Below are 272 nucleotides of genomic sequence, written 5' to 3'. Positions count from 1 at the left end.
CAGCGCGGCAGTGGCGGTGACATGGGAGGAGGCGCTGGAGGAATGGGCGGGGGAGGCTCCTGGCCCAATGAGACTGCTGTCATGAACGACCGTTTGTTGAAAACAGTTGGGTCTTCGACTCTTGATATTCCTTCCCAAGAATACAAGGAAAAAAAATTTAACTCCAGATGTCGCTTGTATATAGGAAATTTGCCAGCTGATGTTACAGAAGATGAGCTGAAAACTCTTTTCACACCTTACGGTGATACAAGTGAACTTTATATCAATAAGGA

1 protein-coding gene is annotated in these 272 nt (G+C 46.3%); it reads left to right on the top strand.

The window, feature by feature from the left end; all coding sequences use genetic code 11:
• Positions 1–81: 81 nt before the first annotated feature.
• Positions 82–272: RNA-binding protein (locus PZC42_RS21310; RefSeq protein WP_277214141.1), on the top strand; the 191-nt coding region annotated here is incomplete at its 3' end.

This window comes from Isoptericola croceus (assembly GCF_029382255.1).
Taxonomy (GTDB): domain Bacteria; phylum Actinomycetota; class Actinomycetes; order Actinomycetales; family Cellulomonadaceae; genus Isoptericola; species Isoptericola croceus.
The sequence above is the reverse complement of the archived record's forward strand: the minus strand, read 5'-3'. Positions and strand labels throughout refer to the sequence as shown.